Raw genomic sequence first — 15,565 nt, forward strand, 5'->3', positions numbered from 1 at the left:
CCCCTCACCCGGTGCGAGTTCGGAATTCGACTCGACGCTACCGCGTGTCCTCGCCCACCGCAGCCCTCGGCGCGCGGCAGCGTCGAGCGGTGTCGGTGATCCGTTCGGTGATCCCCTGCGCATCGAGCTGTTCCAGCAACGGGATCGCGACACGCCGAGTGGTGTCCAGCGCCCGTTTCGCCTCGCTGACGCTGAACTCGCCGTCGAGTCCGGCGAGGACTTCCGCCGCTCGGGACAGCGCCCCGGGGCCGAGCACCACGCCGTCGGCGACGCGCGTGAGCCTGCCGAGTCGCACGGCGGCCGCCAGTTCCTTCGTACCGAGCCCGAATCGGGCCAGTTCCTCGGCCTCCGGGGCGCGGAACGGATCCGCGGCGAGCCCGCGCTCCACGATACGAACGGCGTCCTCCACGGCCCGCGGCAACGCGTCCTGCTCGCTCGGACTCCGGACCCGGCCATCCACGACGGTGAATCCGGCGTTCTCCGCGAGACGGGCGGCGAGATCACGCGAGGGCATGTCGAGCTCGCGGCGGAGTTCGTCGATCGGCATCCCTGCGGCGAGTCCGTGGTCCGCGTCCCACCGGGTCAGGACGGCCCTCGCACGATCGGCGGTACGTATCCAGGTCTCGGTGTCCACCTGCCACCCCTCGACCTCACTACCCGGGACCGGGAGGCCCGTCACCCGGAACTCGGCGGCGCGCACCTGCCCCAGCCTCGCGAGCCGATCCTCGGCGAGCGCGGTCACCGGATCACGACGAGCCGCCAACGCGGCGAGCAACGCTCCGCGGCGGCGCGCGAGCCCTCTGCCGGAGATCGAGGGCGGGTCGACGTCGAGGACGCGAAACCCCGCCGCGATCCGGTGCTCACCCGGGTCGCGCAACAGCCCCGTGTCGGAGACCCGCAACGGCAGCGACGCCTCCAGCAACAGGCGCGCAGTGTGGGCTCCCAGCGGCCGGACGTGGACGGGCACGTCAGCGGTGCCGACGTGCAGGACGAGGTGCCGGTGCAACCGTTCGGGGTCGCAGGCATGCAACGCGACGTCGAACTCGCGCGTACCGCGCCAGCGTTCGGGCGTGAGTAACGCGTCTCCACGCTCGACCTGCGCCCGGTCCGTCCCGCGCAGGTTCACCGCCACCCGCGCGGTGGCGGCCACCTGCTCCGCGGACTCACCGAGCACGTGCAGCCCGCGCACTCGCGCCGGGTGACCGGTGCGCGAGACGACGAGCTCGTCCCCGAGCCTGAGCGTGCCGCCCGCGAGCGTGCCCGTGGCGACCGTGCCTGCTCCGCGCACGCTGAACACCCGGTCGACCCACAACCGCACGTCGGCGTCGAGGTCCGGTGTGGGCAGGCTCGCGGCCAACGACTCCAGTTCTTCGTGTAGCCGGTCCAGCCCGAGCCCGGTGCGGGCGCTGACCGCCACGCTCGGCATGTCCGCCAGCGTCGTGCCCGCCAGTTCCGCCAGGGCTCCGTCCCTCGCCGGTGCGGGATCGGCGATGTCCGCCTTGGTGACCACGAGCAGGCCGTGCCGCACACCGTGGGCGTGTAGTGCGGCGAGATGCTCGGCGGACTGCGGCATCCACCCCTCGTCGGCGGCGACCACGAACAACACCGCCGGGGCGGGACCGACCCCGGCCAGCATGTTCGGCACGAATCGTTCGTGGCCCGGGACGTCGACGAACGCGAGCGTGCGCCCTCCGGTCGCCGTCCACGCGAAGCCGAGGTCGAGAGTGAGGCCACGGCGGCGTTCCTCGGTCCAACGGTCCGGTTCCATCCCGGTGAGGGCCCTCACGAGCGCGGATTTGCCGTGGTCGACGTGCCCGGCGGTGGCGATCACGTCCATGCCCGGACCGCCTCTGTGAGTAGCTGGTCCTCGTCAGGGTCGACGCTGCGCAGGTCCAGCAGGCAACGTCCGTCCTCGACCCGGCCCACGACCGGCGGATCACCGCGCCGCAACACCTCGGCGTAGCGCGCGGGCAGGCTCACCGCCGCACTCGGCAGCTCGACGCCGGGGGCGCCGCCACCGCCGACGGCGGCGATCGAATCCACGCTGTGCGCTTCCACTCCTGCCGTAACCAGCGTGTCCACTACGGCGAGGACTCGGCGGCGGAGCTCGTCCCGCGAGGTGTTCAGCGCGGCAGGCACGCGAGCGATGGGACCGCGCACCGTCGCCTCCAAGGCTGCCAGCGTGAGCTTGTCGACGCGCAGCGCCCGCGCCGCCGGGTGCCTGCGCAACCGGTGAATCCAGGACTCGCCCCCGGCGAGCAGGCCGGCCTGCGGTCCCCCGAGCAGCTTGTCGGCACTCGCGGTCACCACGGCAGCACCTGCCCGGAGCGAGGAAGCGGCGTCAGGTTCGTCCGGCAGCGCCGAATGCGCCGTCAACAGACCCGAGCCGATGTCGACCACCAGCGGCGCGGGCAAGGCGGCGAGTTCGGCCACCGCCGGGGCCGAGGTGAAGCCGGTGACCAGGAAGTTCGACGGGTGTACCTTGAGCACGAAGCCGGTTCGCGGCCCGATCGCCGCCCGGTAGTCCTCCACCGTCGTCCGGTTCGTCGTCCCCACCTCGTGCAGGTGAGCGCCGGTGGCGGCGAGCAGGTCGGGGATGCGGAAACCGTCGCCGATCTCGACGAGTTCGCCACGGCTGACGACGATCTCCTGCCCGGGAGCGAGCGCGAGCGCGCACAGGAGCAGCGCCGCGGCGTTGTTGTTGACCACGTGCACGTCGGCGGCCTCGGGCAACGCCGTGCGCAACCCGTCCAATGCGCCTCGTCCCCGTGGGGACCGGCTGCCTTCCGCGAGGTCGAATTCGATGTCGGTGTGTCCTGCCGCCTCGGTGACCGCGGTGACCGCCGCGTCCGACAACGGAGCACGCCCCAGGTTCGTGTGCACGAGAACTCCGGTGGCGTTGACGACCGGACGCAGCGAGTTCGCCGACCGTGGCAGGCCCGCGAGCGTGGCCGCCACGACGCCGTCCGGAGCGATCTCCTGGCGACGGACCAACTCCTGCGCGTCGGAGACGGCTTGCTTCACCAGTCCGCGCCCGAGCCGCTGCACGGCAGCGCGGATGTCGGGTTGTGCGAGCACGTCGTCGGTGCGCGGCACGAGCCTGCGCTGGTCCCCCGTCGGGTGCCGGTCTTCCGTCATGGGCGGCGGCGACGCGGTGTGTCGAGGCTGGCGGTCATGACCCCATGCTGCCAAGTCGTCCCGCCCGCCGCGAGGAGAACTGCGACGGGCGGTCCATTGTGGAACTCGATCAGCGGCCGACGGCCTTCTCCAGCTCCGCCTTGCTCATCTTGGAGCGACCCGCGACCTTCTGCTTCCTGGCGTCCTCGTACAGCTGCTGTTTCGTCCGTCCGCCTGGCCCGTACCGGTTACCCGAGCGGATCCCGCCCCGCCGCTGCGGTGAGATGTCCTCGGTGGCGACCGCACTACGCTGCCGTGCCTGTCCCTGCTGCGCCCGGTCCTTGTTCACAGTGCGCGCGGCGATCTCCTCGGCGCGCCCCTCGCTGGAGCCACGCTGCTTGGTGGACTCCTTGATGTGCTGGTACTGACGTTCCTGCTTTCGGTTCCACGTCGGCTGCGGCACCGTCGTCACCTCCCGGCATGTACGTCTCGTCGGCCGTATCGGGTGCGCGAATCGATCTGCGTCGGCCCGAAGCTCAGCTCGCGGCTGCGAACCCTCCGGTGGCCGGTCTGCACAGCCGGCGGAAGAACCGTCGGCGCACCGTTCCTGACCACAACCTCTCTTCGCGCGACCTCTCAGTCCTACCCGAAGCGCCACGCCCGTACACATCCGCTCGGCGGTTCGCCAGGCACGCTCAGCGCACCACGAGTGGGTGTTCCCCGGGCGCACGCAGCTCCCCGATGACCGGTGCTCCCGGAATCTCCCCAGCTACGAGCAGGCCGCCGGAAGTCTGCGCATCAGCGAGCAGCAGCGCGTCCTCCTCCCCCACGGTCATGTCGGCGTCCGGCCGAACCCAGTCGAGATTGCGTCTGGTCCCGCCGCTGACCTGCCCGTCGCGTACGGCCGGGCGGGCGCCGTCCAGGTAGGGCACCGCGTTGGCGTCGATCACCACCGTCACCCCGCTCGCGCGGGCCAGCTTGAGTGCGTGCCCGAGTAGCCCGAAGCCCGTCACGTCGGTGGCGCAGACGATGCCCGCGGCCACGGCGGCCCGCGAGGCGTCCGCGTTCAACGTCGTCATGGTGTCCACGGCTGCGGCCGAGTATCGACCGGTGGCCTTGTGGGCTGTGTTGAGCACTCCGATGCCGAGCGGTTTCGTCAAGGACAACGGTGTTCCCGGTCGCCCGGCGTCGTTGCGCAGCAACCGGTCCGGGTCGGCGATTCCCGTCACCGCCAGCCCGTACTTCGGCTCCGGGTCGTCGACACTGTGGCCGCCGGCGAGGTGACAGCCCGCCGTGGTGCACACCTCGAGCCCGCCGCGCAGCACCTCGGTAGCCAGGTCGAACGGCAGCACCTCACGCGGCCAGCCGAGCAGGTTCACCGCCACCACCGGTCTCGCACCCATCGCGTACACGTCGGAGAGCGCGTTCGCTGCGGCGATCCGTCCCCAGTCGAACGGGTCGTCGACGACCGGGGTGAAGAAGTCGGTCGTCGCGACGACGGCGGTGCCGTCGCCGATCCGCACCGCAGCGGCGTCGTCCCCCGCGTCGAGCCCCACCAGCAGCTCCCCTTGCGCGTCGGGGGGCGTGCCGACAGCGAGTGTGGCGACCATGCTCTCCAACTCACCCGGGGGAATCTTGCAGGCGCAGCCGCCGCCGTGGGCGTACTGAGTCAGCCGATGTCCCATCATCAACATCATGCAGCAACCGCCCGAGGTGCGCTCGGTTCGCATCCTGTGATGGGCTGCTGCCCAGTGTGCGCGAGGAGGCGTATCCGGCCTGGTGACCGGCGCGGCCTTCAAAGCCGTTGAACGGCAGGTTCTGCCGTTGGCGGGTTCGATTCCCGTCCGCCTCCGCCACGCGGCTCCTAGCTCTCGTGTCGTGTCAGCGAAGCCGCTGAGCGGCACGCCTGCGGGTTCTCAGCGTCCTCCTCGTGAGGGACAGCGGTTCCGCTGCCACGGAACCTTCAGCGACGAGCGCTCTCCCACCGATCACGGCGGCGGGGGTGATCACTGAGCAGCGAGACCGCTACGGTGCGCCACATGGCATCGCAGGCATCCAGTGCCCAAGGGACCGGCGCCCCCGTCGAGCTCGACGGGATCGACACGAACGAGCCGAGCATCGCGCGCAGCTACGACGCAGTGCTCGGCGGCAAGGACAACTACGCCATCGACCGCGAAGTGCGGGACCAGTTGCTGACGGTCGCTCCCGAGCTCGGCGCCCTGGCGCGCGACAACCGTGCCTTCCTCATTCGCGCCACCCGATTCCTGGCGGCGACCGCAGGCATCGAGCAGTTCCTCGACTGCGGCTCCGGCCTGCCCACGGCCGAGAACACCCACGACGCCGCTCGGCGCGTCAACGTGGACGCCCGTGTCGTCTATGTCGACAACGACGCAGTCTGCGCCGCACACGGGCGCGCGCTGCTCGACGACCAGGATCACGTGCGTTTCGTCGAAGCCGACCTCGCCGCGCCTCAGCGGCTGCTGTCCGACCCCACGGTCCGGACCACACTCGACCTCGACCGGCCACTGGCGCTGTATCAGGTGGGCACGCTGCACCACCTGCCCGACGAGGACGACCCCGCCGCGATCATGGCCGAGTACATCGACGCGCTGCCGGCCGGCTCCTACGTCGTGCTCAGCCACTTCTTCCACCCAGGAGAGGCCGAGCCGGAACTCTCGGCGCTGGCCACGCGCCTGGAGGCCACCTTCCTGCACAGCCCGATGGGCACGGGCCGGTTTCGCACCCACGACGAGATCGCCGCCTATCTCGACGGACTCGACCTGCTGCCACCCGGGCTGGTGTATCTCAACGACTGGTGGCCGGACGGCCCGCAGCCGACCCAGCTCGACCCGGTCCGCAACCTCATGATCGGCGCCGTCGGCATCAAGCGCTGAACGTAGCGTGAGTCTTTTTGGTGGCTATAGCAACCAAAAAGACTCACGCTGCTCGGCCGGTCACGACGCCACGGTGACCAGCCCCGGCCGGGTCAGTTGCCGGCGGGCCCGTCCGAATCCCCGCGGCGAGTTGAAAGCGAGCAACCCCACGGGTTGCCCGTCGCGCTCGTACTGGGCGAGGAAGCACCGATCGTCGACCGCGCCCTCCAGGATGCGCACGTCGTCTTCGGGGTGGACGAAACCGGTGAACTGGATGCGCACACCGTATTGATCCGACCAGAAGTAGGGCAGGTCGTCGTGGCGCTCGACCGTGCTCCCGGCGAGCAGGTTTCCGACGGCCACCCGAGGTTGCTTCATCGCACTGCTCCAGTGCTCGATGCGTGCCGTACGGCCGAGATCCTGCCGGTGGCAGCGCGCCACGTCTCCGACGCCGACGACGTTCGGCAGGTCGGTCACCCCGCCCGCGTCGCACAGCACCCCGTCCTGAACGCCCACGCCGGAACCGGCGAGCCACCCCGTGTTGGGTTCGACCCCGATTCCGGTGACGACGACGTCGGCGGGCAGGTGTTCCCCTGTGGACAGATCCAGACCCACGACCCGCCCGAAGGAGGTACACAGTCGGTCCACGCCTACCCCGAACCGCACGTCGACACCGTGTTCGCCGTGCAGCTGTGCGCAGACCGCGGCCATCTCCTGCCCGAGAGCGCGCGCCAACGGCAGCTCGGCGGCCTCGACGAGCGCGACGTCCAGTCCCAGCTTCCGGCACGACGAGGCGACCTCGGCGCCGATGAATCCCGCGCCGACGACGACCACCCGCGGCCTCCCGTGCGTCAGTTCGTCGCGTAGCCCCACCGCGTCCTGCAGGGTGCGCAGGGCGTACACACCCTCCACATCGGAGGCCCCTGGAAGTTGTCGCACCGATGCACCGGTCGCGGCCACCACCCCGTCGGTGCGGACGTGAGCGCCGCTGACCAGCTCGAGACACGCGTCGGACGGGCGAAGTCGTGCGACGGGGTCGCCGAGTATCCACTCGGCCTCCAGGTCGTCGTAGTCGGACTGCTCACCCAGCGCCAGCTGATGTTGGTCCGCATCGCCCACGAGAAAGTCCTTCGACAGCGGAGGCCGATCGTAAGGTGGATGCACCTCGGCTCCGACCATCACGAGACGCCCGTCGAATCCTTGCGAACGCAGCTGCTGAGCGGTGGAAAATCCCGCCAACGACGTGCCGACGACCGCGATCGTCCTCATGCGACTTCCTCCGCTCCCTATTCGAGAGCCGGCACGGCGACGTGCACGTAGACGAGCCCGTCCTCGACCGTGACCGGATGCGTGCGGACCGGCCGCTTCGCGGGCAGGCACGTCGGGACTCCGGTGCGCAGGTCGAAAAAAGCCGCGTGCAAGGGACATTCGACGAAGCAGCCCTCCAGGAACCCGTCGGAGAGCGAGGCGTCCTGGTGGGTGCAGGTGTCGTCCACCGCGTAGTACTCGCCGTCGGCGTTGAACACGGCGACGGGGACGTCAGCGTGGATGCGGACGGACTCACCGGGCGGCAGCTCCTCGGTACGACAGGCAACGAACATGACCCCTCCTCGTGTTGCGGATAACCCAACGGGGCGCGCTATACGCAACACAATCCCTGAGTGCCCAGAGGCCGTCAAGAGGCGGTGCCGATTGATTCAACGCTGGCCGATCAGGACTTTTCCACCGTATGAGCGCAAGAACGGCTCGACGCGGACACGTCGTCGCCGTACTCGACAGTAGCCCGGAGTCACATCGTCAACACCCCTTGACAGCACTCCCCGGTGCTCTCCATCGTGTTTCACATCGGGCAACCCTTCGCGCATCGCGCAACACAGCCCGGGTGATCCTCAACTTCTCCACCCCACCGAACTCCGCGGCGCTGCGTGCCGGAGAGGAGAGATCTTTGCTGCACAAGGTCCGAGGTGTCGTCTCACTCAAAGAGGGCGCACCCGTGGAACTGACGGACATCCTGGTGCCGGATCCCGGCCCGGGAGAGGCGCTCGTCGCCGTGCAGGCCTGCGGGGTCTGCCACACCGACCTCGCTTACCGCGACGGCGAGATCAACGATCAGTTTCCCTTCCTGCTCGGGCACGAAGCGGCGGGTGTCGTCGAGTCCGTCGGCGACGGAGTCACCGACGTGGAACCCGGCGACTTCGTGGTGCTGAACTGGCGCGCCGTGTGCGGGCGCTGCCGCGCATGCAAGCGTGGTGAGCAGCAGTACTGCTTCGACACCCACAACGCTCGGCAACCGATGACCCTGGAAGACGGAACCCCGCTCTCCCCCGCGCTCGGTATCGGGGCGTTCGCGGACAAGACCCTCGTCGCGGCTGGGCAATGCACCAAGGTCGACCCGGACGTCGAGCCCGACGTCGCCGGACTTCTCGGCTGCGGCGCTATGGCCGGAATCGGCGCCGCGATCAACACCGCACCGGTTCGACGCGGCGACACCGTCGCGGTCATCGGCTGCGGCGGCGTGGGCAGCGCCGCCATCGCCGGGGCCGAGATCGCGGGCGCACGCCGGATCATCGCCGTCGACGTCGACCCGAGGAAACTCAACTGGGCGGGCAGGTTCGGTGCCACCGACCTGGTCAACGCGCGGCACGGCGACCCCGTGGAGGCGATCCGCGCGTTCACCGACGGGTTCGGTGCCGACGTCGTCGTCGACGCCGTCGGGCGACCCGAAACCTACCGGCAGGCCTTCTACGCCCGCGACCTCGCGGGCACGGTGGTCCTGGTCGGGGTCCCGAGTCCGGAAGCCACTCTGGAACTGCCGCTGCTCGACGTCTTCGGACGGGGCGGCGCGCTCAAGTCCTCGTGGTACGGCGACTGCCTGCCCAGCCGCGACTTCCCGATGCTGGTCGACCTGCACCAGCAGGGTCGCATCGACCTGGAGGAGTTCGTCACCGAGAGGATCGCCGTCGACCAGGTGGAGACCGCGTTCACGAAGATGAACGCCGGCGAGGTGCTGCGATCGGTGGTGATGTTCCGATGACCGCACGGGTGGAGCTCACGCGCACCTCCGGCGTGTTCCAACTCGACGGGGGGGACCTTCGAGGTCGACAACAACGTCTGGATCGTCGGTGACGACCACGAGGTGCTCGTCGTCGATCCGTCCCACGAACCGGACCGAATCCTCGCCACGATCGGCGGGCGCCGCGTGACCGCGGTCGTGTGCACCCACGGGCACAACGACCACATCAACGGTGCCGTCCCGGTCGCCGACGCGGTGGGAGCACCCATCCTGCTGCACGCCGAGGACGAGGTCCTGTGGAAACAGGTCCACCCCGACCGCACCCCGGACGGAACGCTCGTGGACGGCGATCGCTTGTCCGTCGCCGACGTCGATTTCGAGGTGCTCCACACCCCCGGACACACCTGGGGCGGGATCTGTCTGCATGCGGCCGAACGCGGCTGGTTGTTCTCCGGCGACACGTTGTTCCGTGGCGGCCCCGGGGCCACCGGGCGGTCGTACTCGGACTTCCCCACGATCGTGCACGCGATCTCAAAACGACTCCTCGGCCTCGACCCCGCCACGATCGTCCACACCGGACACGGCGAGACCACGACCATCGGCGAGGAAGCACCGCACCGCGAGGAGTGGCTGATCCGAGGCCACTGAGCAGGGGTTCACGCCCGTTCCACGAACCGGCGGTCCGCATCGGGGCTGCCGGGACGACCCTACGCGCCTTTTGTCCCACCGCTGTGAAAGGACGAATGCTGATGGCACGACACGCAGTGCCCCGAGTGGTCATCATCGGCGCAGGCATCGTCGGTTGCTCCGTGGCCGACGAGCTGACCGAACGCGGATGGACGGACGTGACCGTGGTCGAGCAGGGGCCGCTGTTCACGACCGGAGGCTCCAGCTCGCACGCCCCCGGCCTCGTGTTCCGGACCAACGCGTCACGGACGCTCACCGAGTTCGGCGACTACACCGTCCGCAAGTTCCGGGACCTGTCCCTGGACGGCAAGCCCTGCTTCCGGCCGGTCGGTGGTCTGGAGCTGGCCACCACGCAGGAACGCTGGGACGATCTCCGGCGCAAGAGCGGCCTGGCCGCCTCGTGGGGAATCCGATCGGAACTCCTCAGCGCCGACGACTGCACCGAGCTGTGGCCGACGGTCGACGGCGAGCAGATCTTCGGCGGTCTCTACACACCGGACGACGGTCTCGCCACGGCGCTCCGCGCCGGTGAGGCGCAGGCCCGTCGCGCAAGCGGCCGAGGCGCGGTGTTCCTGGCACATCACACCGTGCTCGACATCGAGCGGCGCAACGGCCGGGTCAGCGCGGTCGTGACCGACCACGGAGCCGTACCCGCCGACATCGTCGTCTCCGCCGCCGGATTCTGGGGCCCGACGATCGGTCGCATGGTCGACGTCGACATCCCGCTGCTGCCCATGGCTCACCAGTACGCGAAGACGACCCAGCTCCCCGAGCTGGTGGGGCTCAACGACGAACACACCGAGGCACGCCGTCCCATCCTGCGCCACCAGGATGCCGACCTGTACTTCCGGGAACACGTCGATCGTCTCGGGATCGGCAGTTACGCCCACCGTCCGATGCCGGTCGACCTCGACGACCTGGCCGCCGACCCGTCCAGTGCCATGCCGTCGATGCTCACCTTCACCGACGCCGACTTCGATCCGTCGTGGCAGGAGTCCCTGCGGCTGCTCCCCGGGCTGGCGGACACCAAGCTCGACGAAGGGTTCAACGGCGTCATGTCGTTCACCTCCGACGGCATGCCCCTGATCGGCGAGTCCCGCGACGTACCCGGCTTCTGGATGGCCGAGGCTGTCTGGGTCACGCATTCGGCGGGTGTCGCCAAGGCCTTGGCCGAGTGGCTCGTCGACGGTCGCCCCTCGACCGACCTGCACGAATGCGACCTGCACCGGTTCGAACCGGTGCAACGCGACCCGCAGTACGTTCGTCAGCGCGCCACGGACGCGTTCGTCGAGGTCTACGACGTAGTCCACCCGCTGCAACCCGCAGAGCACCCTCGGCCGCTGCGCACCAGCCCGTTCTACCCACGTCAACAGGAATTGGGGGCGTTCTTCCTCGAAGCAGGGGGCTGGGAACGTCCACACTGGTACGAGTCGAACGCCGCGTCGGTCGATGAGCTCACCCTTCCCGAACGCGGCGATTGGGCCTCCCGGTACTGGTCCCCGATCGCCGCCGCGGAAGCCGAAGCCACTCGGAACCGGGTCGCCCTGTACGACATGACACCACTGAAGCGGCTGGAGATTCGCGGTCCCGGTGCGCTGGAGTTCCTGCAACGAATGACGACGGGGCAGATGAACAGGAAGCCGGGCGCCGTCGGCTACACCCTGCTCCTCGACGAAGCCGGGGGTATCCGCAGCGACGTGACGGTCGCACGACTCGGCGACGACGTATTCCAGGCGGGCGTCAACGGCGCACTGGATCTGGACTGGCTGCAGCAGCATCTGCCTGCCGACGGATCGGTGGCCATTCGGGACATCACCACGGGCACATGCTGCGTCGGAGTGTGGGGGCCGTCCGCACGTGCGCTGGTGCAGCCGCTGACCACCGAGGACTTCTCCCACGAAGGATTCGGGTTCTTCAAGGCTCGCCACGCGAACATCGCGGGAGTCCCGGTGACGGCGATGCGCGTGTCCTATGTGGGCGAGCTCGGATGGGAGATCTACGCGGACGCCGACGTCGGCCTGCGTCTGTGGGACAGCTTGTGGGAGGCGGGCGAGCATCTCGGTGTCACCGCCGCAGGGCGCAGTGCCTTCAACAGTCTCCGGTTGGAGAAGGGTTACCGTGCGTGGGGTACGGACATGACGGCCGAACACCACCCGTACGAAGCCGGCGTCGGTTTCGCCGTACGGATGACCAAGGGCGACTTCGTCGGACGGTCCGCGCTGGACAATCTGGCCGCCCAGCCCACCGGCCGCAAGCTCGTGCCACTCGTGTTCGACCATCCCGAGCACGTCGTGATGGGCAAGGAACCCGTCTACCACGAAGGGGTTCCGGTCGGCTACGTCACCAGCGCCGCCTACGGGTACACCCTGCGGGCCTCGATCGCCTACGCGTGGATCGACAGCAACTGGACGGATCCGGGAACACAGGTCCATGTCGAGTACTTCGGACAGGCGTACCCGGCGTCCGTCGCGACCGAGCCCCTGTTCGATCCCGAGATGACACGGATCAGGCGCTGATGTCGTCCCGTGGAACGGTGGCGCATCGTTCGCGAAGCGGTACGCCGCCACCGATCCCCGCTGCCCGCAGTTCCACCTCAGTGTCGCGTGACCGATGTGAGTGAGGAAGGACCCTTGACGACCACCGAGAACGCTCAGAGCCTCCGGACCACGCTGCCCGGCCACCACTACACCGACCCCATCGTCTTCGCCCTCGAGCAGGACCGAATCTTCGAGCAACAGTGGTTCTGTGCCGTGCGCGGTGACGACCTCGCCGAACCGGGCGCCTACCGCACCGTCCAAATAGGACGAGAAAGCGTTCTCGTCGCCCGGGAGCGCAAAGGAGGGCTCAACGCTTTCCTGAACGTGTGCAGGCACCGTGGTGCGCGCCTGTGCACCGAGGAACACGGGCAGGTGAGCAAGTCCTTCCAATGTCCCTACCATGCCTGGACCTACGGCCTCGACGGGAAACTCATCGCGGCGCCGAACCTCACCAGCATGCCGGATCTCGACCGGACCGAGTTCGGCCTCACGAGGCTGCACCTGCGGGAATGGTTGGGCTACGCCTGGGTGAGCCTGGCCGAGGAACCTCCGTCGTTCGAGGAAACGGTCCGCTCGGACGTCGCCGCACGTCTCGGTTCTGCCGAAGAGATCGACGCCTACGACATCGGTTCGCTGCGCCTCGGCAAGCGCATCGAGTACGACGTCAGGGCGAACTGGAAGCAGATCATCGAGAACTTCATGGAGTGCTACCACTGCGCCACGATCCATCCGGAACTGACCGAGGTGCTGCCCGAATTCGCCGACGGGTTCGCCGCGCAGTACTACGTCGGTCACGGCGCCGAGTTCGGCTCGGACGTCGAGGGGTTCACGGTCGACGGCGGCCAGGGCCTCGATCGGCTTCCGGGCGTCGGCGAGCATCAGGACCGGCGCTACTACGCGATCACCGTGCGACCACAGGTGTTCATCAACCTGGTTCCCGATCACGTGATCGTGCACCGGATGTTCCCGCTGACACCGGAACGCACCTGGATCGAGTGCGACTGGCTGTACTCACCCGACGTGATCGAGTCGGGCACGGACCTCTCGCAGTCGGTGGAGCTCTTCGACCGGGTCAACCGACAGGACTTCGACGCGTGCGAGCGCTGTCAGCTCGCCATGAACTCGCGTTCCTACGCCCGTGGCGGTGTCCTCGTGCCGAGTGAACACCACATCGGCGAGTTCCACGACTGGGTCCGGGAAAAGACAGCGTGAGCCTTTTTAGTGGCTATAGCAACCAAAAAGGCTCACGCTGCCGTGGCCGTGCGCGGGGCGAGACACGTCACAGCACGGCCTTGACCGCCGATTCGAAGTCGCTGACGTGCCGCGCGGCGAGGTGCTGAGCCTTGTCGCGGTCACCGGCGATGATCGCCTCGACAAGGGGAGCATGGTCCTCCATCAGCCGCGCCGCCTGCGGCAGCCGGGGCGCGAACAGGTACCAGATCCGCGCCATGAGGTTGTGCAGCTCGGTCAGGCTGCCTTCGAGGTACGCGTTGTGCGCGCACTGATAGATCGTGCGGTGCATGCCGCTGTCGAGCTCCATGAGCTTGGCCGGGTCGTCGGACTCGGCCTGCTGCATCTCGACGAGAAGGCTCCGGAGGGTGTCGCGTTCCTCCTGGGTCGCTCGCTGTGCGGCCCACCCCGCCGCCTGCGACTCCAGGTGCAGCCGAATCTCGGCGATCTGGCTGAGATCGGTGATGTGCACGTCGGCGGCGAACGTGCCACGGCGCGGGTGGATGGCGACCAGGCGTTCGACCTCGAGCCGGCGCAGCGCCTGCCGCACCGGTGTGCGCCCGAGCCCGAGGCTGGAGGTGATCTCCTCCTCGTGGATCGGCGCGCCGGGCGGGATCTCCAGCATGACCAGCTTGTCCCGGAGCGCGACGTAGGCCTGGTCACGCAACGGAGCCGCCTGCGGCTGACGAGTACTCGATTCGGCTCTACCGGACTCGGACGTCATGCTGCTAACCTAGCATCACAACTGAAATTTCAGTTGTCCGTTACTGGTATACCTAACGCCTTCCCCGTGTCGTCCGCAGCAGGAAGGGATCGCCCGTGACACGCACTGACCAGGAGTTCTTCAATAGTCGGCTTGCGGATGCGGATCCGGAGGTGGCGGCCGCGGTCGATGCCGAGTTGCGGCGCCAGCAGACCACGTTGGAGATGATCGCCTCGGAGAACTTCGCGCCGCAGTCGGTGCTGGAGGCCCAGGGCTCGGCGTTGACGAACAAGTACGCCGAGGGCTACCCCGGGCGGCGCTACTACGGCGGGTGCGAACACGTCGACGTCGTCGAGCAGCTGGCCCTGGACCGGGTCAAGGACCTCTTCGGCGCCGCCTACGCCAACGTGCAGCCACACTCCGGCGCCCAAGCCAACGCCGCGGCCATGTTCGCCCTGCTCAAACCCGGTGACACGATCATGGGCCTGGACCTGGCCCACGGCGGACACCTCACCCACGGCATGCGGATCAACTTCTCCGGCAAGCTCTACAACGTCGTCCCGTACCACGTCTCCGAGACCGACCACCGCGTCGACATGGACGAGGTCGCCCGCCTGGCCCGCGAGAACAAGCCGCAGATGATCGTGGCCGGCTGGTCGGCCTACCCCCGGCACCTGGACTTCGCCGCGTTCCGCGCCATCGCCGACGAGGTCGGTGCCTACCTGATGGTCGACATGGCCCACTTCGCCGGACTCGTCGCGGCCGGGCTGCACCCCAACCCCGTCCCGCACGCCCACGTGGTCACCACCACCACCCACAAAACCCTCGGCGGCCCCCGCGGCGGCGTGATCCTCTCCGCCGACCCGGAGTTGACCAAGAAGTTCAACTCCGCGGTCTTCCCCGGCCAACAGGGCGGCCCGCTCGAACACGTCATCGCAGGCAAGGCCGTCGGGTTCAAGATGGCCGCCAGCGACGAGTTCCGCGACCGCCAGACCCGCACCGTCGAAGGCGCCGGCCTCATCGCCCGCCGGTTGCAGGCCGACGACGCCACCCAGGCCGGTGTGCAACTGGTCTCCGGCGGCACCGACGTGCACCTCGTGCTCGTCGACCTGCGCCACTCCCAACTCGACGGGCAACAAGCCGAAGACCGGCTCCACGAGATCGGCATCACCGTCAACCGCAACGCCGTGCCCAACGACCCCCGGCCCCCGATGGTCACCTCCGGGCTCCGCATCGGCACCTCGGCGCTGGCCACCCGCGGATTCGGCAAGACCGAGTTCACCGAAGTCGCCGACATCATCGCCGAAGCACTCCAACCCACCTTCGACGACACCCGCAGCAAATCGCTGCGCGCGCGCGTCGAAAAGCTCGCCGCCGACAAGCCGCTCTACCCCAACCTCTGAGG

12 protein-coding genes, 1 tRNA gene and 1 pseudogene are annotated in these 15,565 nt (G+C 68.9%); 7 read left to right on the top strand and 7 right to left on the bottom strand.

The window, feature by feature from the left end; all coding sequences use genetic code 11:
* Positions 1-37: 37 nt before the first annotated feature.
* From selB to selD, 4 genes and pseudogenes are all read right to left on the bottom strand, one after another.
* Positions 38-1,837, bottom strand: coding sequence for a selenocysteine-specific translation elongation factor (selB, locus tag GIY23_RS13910; protein WP_154077056.1), 1,800 nt, complete (start codon positions 1,835-1,837; stop codon positions 38-40).
* A complete protein-coding gene (gene selA / locus GIY23_RS13915) occupies positions 1,828-3,138 on the bottom strand; it encodes an L-seryl-tRNA(Sec) selenium transferase (protein ID WP_154077057.1) in 1,311 nt (436 codons plus the stop codon). The genes selB and selA overlap by 10 nt, the downstream gene beginning before the upstream one ends.
* A gap of 109 nt (positions 3,139-3,247) precedes the next feature.
* Complete coding sequence (locus tag GIY23_RS13920; protein WP_154077058.1) at positions 3,248-3,580, bottom strand: plasmid stabilization protein; 333 nt, start codon at positions 3,578-3,580, stop codon at positions 3,248-3,250.
* 179 nt (positions 3,581-3,759) lie between these two features.
* A pseudogene (gene selD, locus GIY23_RS13925) lies at positions 3,760-4,814 on the bottom strand (selenide, water dikinase SelD).
* Between the two features lie 64 nt (positions 4,815-4,878).
* Between selD and GIY23_RS13930 the strand changes: the two are divergent.
* Both GIY23_RS13930 and GIY23_RS13935 read left to right on the top strand, forming a co-directional pair.
* Positions 4,879-4,973, top strand: a tRNA-Sec gene (locus tag GIY23_RS13930).
* 183 nt (positions 4,974-5,156) lie between these two features.
* Positions 5,157-6,011 carry an SAM-dependent methyltransferase gene (locus GIY23_RS13935; protein ID WP_154077059.1) on the top strand — a complete coding sequence of 285 codons (855 nt, stop codon included), beginning with the start codon at positions 5,157-5,159 and terminating at the stop codon, positions 6,009-6,011.
* A 60-nt stretch (positions 6,012-6,071) separates the two neighbouring features.
* Here GIY23_RS13935 and GIY23_RS13940 read toward each other — a convergent pair whose 3' ends face one another.
* Together GIY23_RS13940 and GIY23_RS13945 are read right to left on the bottom strand one after the other, a co-directional pair.
* Positions 6,072-7,259: an NAD(P)/FAD-dependent oxidoreductase gene (locus tag GIY23_RS13940; protein ID WP_154077060.1), complete on the bottom strand. Its 1,188-nt coding sequence runs from the start codon at positions 7,257-7,259 to the stop codon at positions 6,072-6,074.
* 17 nt (positions 7,260-7,276) lie between these two features.
* Positions 7,277-7,591 (bottom strand): bifunctional 3-phenylpropionate/cinnamic acid dioxygenase ferredoxin subunit, encoded by a 315-nt coding sequence (locus tag GIY23_RS13945; protein ID WP_154077061.1) that lies wholly within the window; start codon positions 7,589-7,591, stop codon positions 7,277-7,279.
* A gap of 344 nt (positions 7,592-7,935) precedes the next feature.
* Between GIY23_RS13945 and GIY23_RS13950 the strand changes: the two genes are divergently transcribed.
* The 4 genes from GIY23_RS13950 to GIY23_RS13965 all read left to right on the top strand — a co-directional run bounded on the left by GIY23_RS13950 (position 7,936) and on the right by GIY23_RS13965 (position 13,439).
* Positions 7,936-9,024, top strand: a complete 1,089-nt coding sequence (locus tag GIY23_RS13950) for an S-(hydroxymethyl)mycothiol dehydrogenase (RefSeq protein ID WP_154078837.1) — start codon at positions 7,936-7,938, stop codon at positions 9,022-9,024.
* A 102-nt stretch (positions 9,025-9,126) separates the two neighbouring features.
* Positions 9,127-9,651, top strand: coding sequence for an MBL fold metallo-hydrolase (locus GIY23_RS13955; RefSeq protein WP_323844996.1), 525 nt, complete (start codon positions 9,127-9,129; stop codon positions 9,649-9,651).
* A 101-nt stretch (positions 9,652-9,752) separates the two neighbouring features.
* Complete coding sequence (locus GIY23_RS13960) at positions 9,753-12,206, top strand: GcvT family protein (protein WP_222850155.1); 2,454 nt, start codon at positions 9,753-9,755, stop codon at positions 12,204-12,206.
* Between the two features lie 114 nt (positions 12,207-12,320).
* Positions 12,321-13,439, top strand: coding sequence for an aromatic ring-hydroxylating oxygenase subunit alpha (locus GIY23_RS13965; RefSeq protein ID WP_154077063.1), 1,119 nt, complete (start codon positions 12,321-12,323; stop codon positions 13,437-13,439).
* 67 nt (positions 13,440-13,506) lie between these two features.
* Here GIY23_RS13965 and GIY23_RS13970 read toward each other — a convergent pair whose 3' ends face one another.
* On the bottom strand, positions 13,507-14,181 hold the full coding sequence (locus tag GIY23_RS13970; protein WP_154077064.1) for a GntR family transcriptional regulator: 675 nt from the start codon (positions 14,179-14,181) through the stop codon (positions 13,507-13,509).
* Positions 14,182-14,276: 95 nt separating this feature from the next.
* On the opposite strand from GIY23_RS13970, the gene glyA reads away from it, so the two are divergent.
* Positions 14,277-15,563, top strand: coding sequence for a serine hydroxymethyltransferase (gene glyA, locus GIY23_RS13975; RefSeq protein WP_154077065.1), 1,287 nt, complete (start codon positions 14,277-14,279; stop codon positions 15,561-15,563).
* Positions 15,564-15,565 lie beyond the last annotated feature (2 nt).

The organism is Allosaccharopolyspora coralli (assembly GCF_009664835.1).
Lineage (GTDB): Bacteria > Actinomycetota > Actinomycetes > Mycobacteriales > Pseudonocardiaceae > Allosaccharopolyspora > Allosaccharopolyspora coralli.

What these genes read in the sequence shown, in the direction of transcription:
- selB (WP_154077056.1), bottom strand. Translation starts at nt 1,837, where the DNA reads ATGGACGTGATCGCCACCGCCGGGCACGTCGACCACGGCAAATCCGCG.
- selA (WP_154077057.1), bottom strand. Translation starts at nt 3,138, where the DNA reads ATGACGGAAGACCGGCACCCGACGGGGGACCAGCGCAGGCTCGTGCCG.
- GIY23_RS13935 (WP_154077059.1), top strand. Translation starts at nt 5,157, where the DNA reads ATGGCATCGCAGGCATCCAGTGCCCAAGGGACCGGCGCCCCCGTCGAG.
- GIY23_RS13940 (WP_154077060.1), bottom strand. Translation starts at nt 7,259, where the DNA reads ATGAGGACGATCGCGGTCGTCGGCACGTCGTTGGCGGGATTTTCCACC.
- GIY23_RS13945 (WP_154077061.1), bottom strand. Translation starts at nt 7,591, where the DNA reads ATGTTCGTTGCCTGTCGTACCGAGGAGCTGCCGCCCGGTGAGTCCGTC.
- GIY23_RS13960 (WP_222850155.1), top strand. Translation starts at nt 9,753, where the DNA reads ATGGCACGACACGCAGTGCCCCGAGTGGTCATCATCGGCGCAGGCATC.
- GIY23_RS13970 (WP_154077064.1), bottom strand. Translation starts at nt 14,181, where the DNA reads ATGACGTCCGAGTCCGGTAGAGCCGAATCGAGTACTCGTCAGCCGCAG.